Genomic DNA, 4,426 nt, shown 5'->3' with positions numbered 1-4,426 from the left:
AGTTTTACAAATATAGAAGGCCATGAAAATGGTAGGAAAAGATATTTTGTTTGGAAAGAATAAGATGGGGATCGGACAACTTATTCAAGCATTAACTAATTTTTTTGTTTGCGCAAGGTTTGTGCTCGTCTCTGCAAGGTTTTTTCATTTGTGCAAGGTTTGTATTCTTCTCTGCAAGGTTTGACTCCATCTCTGCAAAGTTCTAGCCCGTCTCCGCAAGGTTCTAACCCGTCTTCGCAAGGTTTTTTCGCTTGTGCAAGGTTTGTACTCGTCTCTGCAAGGTTTGACTCCATCTCTGCAAAGTTCTCGCTCATCTCCGCAAGGTTCTAACCCGTCTCCGCAAGATTTTTTCGTTTGTGCAAGGTTTGTACTCGTCTCTGCAAGGTTTTCACTCACTCCGCAAGGTTCTCGCTCATCTCTGCAAGGTTCTCTCCAACCAAAAACCCCTCCAGAAAAATAATCTGGAGGGGCATACATATTGGGCACGATATTAATCTATTATAGTATTATCGAACTTCAACCCAACCGTTTTTGATGCCGGTTACTACCGCTTGGGTACGGACGTCTACGTTCATTTTTTGAAGAATGCTGGATACATGGTTTTTAACTGTTTTTTCGGAGATGAATAGTGTTTCTCCAATTGTACGGTTGCTTTGTCCGTCAGTTAGTAATTGTAGTACTTCGCATTCGCGCTTCGTTAGTAAGTGGAATGGGCGACGGATTTCCGTTTGGTGGAAGTTTCCTTTGTTTTCGCGTTCACTTAGACGACGGAATTCTGATACTAGATTACGAGTTACTTTTGGGTGTAAATAAGAGCCGCCTTTAGCTACTACTTTGATTGCTGAAACGATTGCCACAGCATCCATTTCTTTTAACATATAGCCTAATGCACCAGTTTTCAATGCGTGAGATACGTAAGATTCATCATCATGGATAGAAAGCATGATTACTTTTGCATCTGGGAATTTTTCAATTAGTTCTTCTGTAGCGTCTACTCCGTTTTTGGTTGGCATATTGATGTCCATTAACACTACGTCTGGTAAGTTTTGCTCATATAAGCGTAGAACGTCGTTGCCGTCGCTACCTTCTGCTACTACTTCAAATGAATCTTCAAAGTCTAGTATTCTCTTTACTCCCTCACGGAAAAGTTGGTGATCATCTATAATGATAATTTTTGTCATTGGTCATTTCCTCCTATTAAAAAAACAGCTATAGTTTCTATTCCTCATTTATTGGAATACTAAACAAAATAGTAGTTCCATTTCCTGGGGACGATAAAATTTTCATCGAACCCTCTAGTAAATCGACTCTCTCTTGCATACCGATCAAGCCGAATGATTTTTCTTTTACCACTTTTGGATCAAAACCGATTCCATTATCCTTTACGATAATGTTCATCTTATGTTTCACCCATTCTACCTTCACCCATGCTTCGGAAAACTGACCGTGTTTTAGTCCGTTCGTCAGACATTCTTGGATTAAACGGAAAATGGCTACTTCAAATTTAGGCTGAATTCGTATTTCTTCTCCATATGTTTGAAAATGTATTTTCTTTGTGGGATTGTATTCTCCCGTAGTGGCAATGTATTTTCGAAGCGTCGGGATTAAACCTAGGTCATCTAAGGCCATTGGACGTAAGTCATAGATAATGCGACGTACCTCCGAAAGTGCTTCGCGCACAGTGCTCTTCAATTCGATAATTTCCTTCATGGCCTCTTCTCCACCACGCTGCTGATACGTAAGATTGATTAAATCAGTTCTTAGTAACACGTTTGCTAGCATTTGGGCAGGACCATCATGGATTTCTCGTGAAAGGCGTTTTCTTTCTTCTTCTTGTGCTTCAATAATTTTCAGTGTAAAATCCTGTTTAATTTTTGCGTTTTCAAGTGCTTCTCCCACTTCCTTTAAATCTGAAGTAAGATAGTTGATGACAATGTTGACTTGATTGACAAGCTGGTCTGCACGTTCTATCATTTCTAATAGTCCTTGCAACCTTCTTTCTAGTTCATCTCTACGCTGTCTCAGTTGTTTTTCTTCATTACGTTTGATTAAAAGATTAATTTGAAGCTCATTTGCATTTTCGTAAGCGCTACGTACTTGCGGTTCATCGTATGAGTTAAAATTCTTCGAAACCTCTGCTAATCTATTACGAGCAAGTCTCGACTTTGCCTCAAGCGAGTCTCCTTCCAGAATGACAGCCTCAATGCTTCCGCGAATTATTTCTAACTCAACTTTCATTTCCTCGAAGCTTTGACGACTTTGTTCGCTTATAATAAATATATCCTTTTTCGAATGATCCATTACTTCGACCATTCGATCGAAAATAACATCTAACGATTGCAATTCAAGATTCTTGTTCGTCATCTGTTTTTTCTCCTTTAGACATTTAACATGAGTCTTCATTCATTTTTACTGACAAATTCTATTATAGCACTAATTAACTAAAATTAAATTAAAATTAGTTTACAAGTATGTTTCAAAGCATTTAGGAGGGAAATTTATTATGAGAAACAATTATCAAACAATTAAGGGATACGCACAAAGTGAAATTATTATTCAAAAGTCCCGATTTATAACTTATATACAACGCGCTGAATCAGAAGAAGAAGCACAAGATTTTATTAATAGTATCAAACAAAAGCATAAAGATGCTAATCATAACTGTTCTGCATACATAATTGGCGAGCATGATCACATTCAAAAAGCGAATGACGATGGCGAACCAAGTGGTACTGCTGGGGTTCCGATGCTTGAAGTCCTTAAGAAAAGAGCACTTAAAGATACTGTCGTAGTAGTTACACGGTACTTTGGAGGCATTAAGCTTGGGGGTGGTGGCCTTATTCGGGCTTATAGTAAAGCGACTACGGAAGGCATCGAGGCAGCAGGAGAAGTAGAATGTCAGCTCCATCATTTAATGAAAATTTCTATAGATTATACATGGCTAGGAAAAGTTGAAAATGAAATTAGAAATTCAGTCTATCCTCTAAAGGATATTGCTTACGCAGTTTTAGTGGAAATATATGTATACACCAAAGCCGAAGATGAGTTAAAATTTTTAGAGTGGGTAACAGAAATAACAAACGGCCAAGCAAAAATCGACATTGTCGAAAAAGTATTTTTGGAGTTTGATGTCGTTTGATTTATAATTAGGTAGAGGAGTGATGGAAAAAGATGAAAAAATTCTCAATTTTACTTATGTTACTATTCGGCTTAAGTATTGCTCCTGCAATTACTTTTGCAGCTGATTGTCCAGATAAAGTCACTTGGGATGGCGTTGAGCTGAAAAAAGGACAGATTGGTAGAGTGCTTATCCAACAGCCGACAACGATTTATAAAAACAATAATGGCAACTTTGAAACATTCCGAACAGTAAAGCCTGGAGATAATTATCGAGTCTATGCTAACAAGTCAACATATTATCACCTTGGTGGCGGATTAGTAATTAAGGACGATGCATCGATTCTTTATCAAACACCATCTAAATCTAAACTTAGCCAATTAAATTGCACACCTGCTCCGACCACTTCTTTTATGATTGGCGATTCCATTTCAACAGTCACTAATAAGCTCGGTGCTGCGAAGAAAACTGTCGCTAACGAATTTGGAGCAATTACTGGGATATACCATAACAATTACGACAAATTTTATGCGATCAGTACACTTAGCAATAAAATATCTTCTTTATATACAAAGGATAAAAGCTTTCAAGTTAACGGAATTTCCGTTTCCAATACAATCAGTCAGCTCGAGAACAAATTTGGTAAAAGCTATGAAACAAGTGGAAATACGTACCCAGTAGAGATTATTACTTACGCGACACCAAAATATGAAGCAAACTTCTTCATAGACGTCCATAATGACAATAAAATCTCAGCTATTTACTTAGTAGACTACCAACTAATAAACAATAATCCAAATTTATATCCCAAAAAGTCTACAACACTAGAAACAGGTTATGAGAATCTTTTATTTGATTTAATCAATGCAGAAAGAAAAGCTCATGGCGTTCAAGTTTTACAATCGGCTCCAAAGGCAGCGGATGTAGCGCGCAAGCATAGTGCAGATATGGGCAAGAACGATTATTTTAATCATAATAATCTTAAAGGTGAGTCACCTTTTGACCGTTTAGAAAAAGGCGGCGTACAATTTAGAAATGCCGGAGAAAATATTGCGATGGGATACACGGACCCATATTTTGCTCATGAAGCATTAATGAATTCACTAGGTCATCGAAAAAATGTAATAAACACTGCCTACACCCATGTAGGAGTGGGTGTCTACTTTGTGAAATGGACACATGGCTCCATTCCTTATTACACTCAAAATTTTATAAAGCCTTAATAGCTAGTAGAGTGTAGACAAAGTCTCGTATTTTGGCTTTGTCTACACTCTTTTTAAATGACATCACGAATAACGAGGGAAATTA

At 37.6% G+C, this 4,426-nt stretch carries 4 protein-coding genes; 2 read left to right on the top strand and 2 right to left on the bottom strand.

The features are described from left to right. Positions 1-506: 506 nt before the first annotated feature. Positions 507-1,181 carry a response regulator gene (locus AC06OU_RS05225; protein WP_475854430.1) on the bottom strand — a complete coding sequence of 225 codons (675 nt, stop codon included), beginning with the start codon at positions 1,179-1,181 and terminating at the stop codon, positions 507-509. Between the two features lie 37 nt (positions 1,182-1,218). Further along, positions 1,219-2,364: a sensor histidine kinase gene (locus AC06OU_RS05220; RefSeq protein ID WP_475854428.1), complete on the bottom strand. Its 1,146-nt coding sequence runs from the start codon at positions 2,362-2,364 to the stop codon at positions 1,219-1,221. Positions 2,365-2,503: 139 nt separating this feature from the next. Between AC06OU_RS05220 and AC06OU_RS05215 the strand changes: the two genes are divergently transcribed. Together AC06OU_RS05215 and AC06OU_RS05210 are read left to right on the top strand one after the other, a co-directional pair. Then, positions 2,504-3,139, top strand: a complete 636-nt coding sequence (locus tag AC06OU_RS05215; RefSeq protein WP_475854425.1) for a YigZ family protein — start codon at positions 2,504-2,506, stop codon at positions 3,137-3,139. A gap of 32 nt (positions 3,140-3,171) precedes the next feature. After that, positions 3,172-4,341 (top strand): CAP domain-containing protein, encoded by a 1,170-nt coding sequence (locus tag AC06OU_RS05210; RefSeq protein ID WP_475854424.1) that lies wholly within the window; start codon positions 3,172-3,174, stop codon positions 4,339-4,341. The last annotated feature ends 85 nt before the right edge of the window (positions 4,342-4,426 follow it).

The sequence above is a fragment of the Psychrobacillus sp. genome (genome assembly GCF_056205495.1).
This window is presented reverse-complemented; position numbering and strand designations above follow the sequence as displayed.

What these genes read in the sequence shown, in the direction of transcription:
- AC06OU_RS05220 (WP_475854428.1), bottom strand. Translation starts at nt 2,364, where the DNA reads ATGACGAACAAGAATCTTGAATTGCAATCGTTAGATGTTATTTTCGAT.
- AC06OU_RS05225 (WP_475854430.1), bottom strand. Translation starts at nt 1,181, where the DNA reads ATGACAAAAATTATCATTATAGATGATCACCAACTTTTCCGTGAGGGA.
- AC06OU_RS05215 (WP_475854425.1), top strand. Translation starts at nt 2,504, where the DNA reads ATGAGAAACAATTATCAAACAATTAAGGGATACGCACAAAGTGAAATT.
- AC06OU_RS05210 (WP_475854424.1), top strand. Translation starts at nt 3,172, where the DNA reads ATGAAAAAATTCTCAATTTTACTTATGTTACTATTCGGCTTAAGTATT.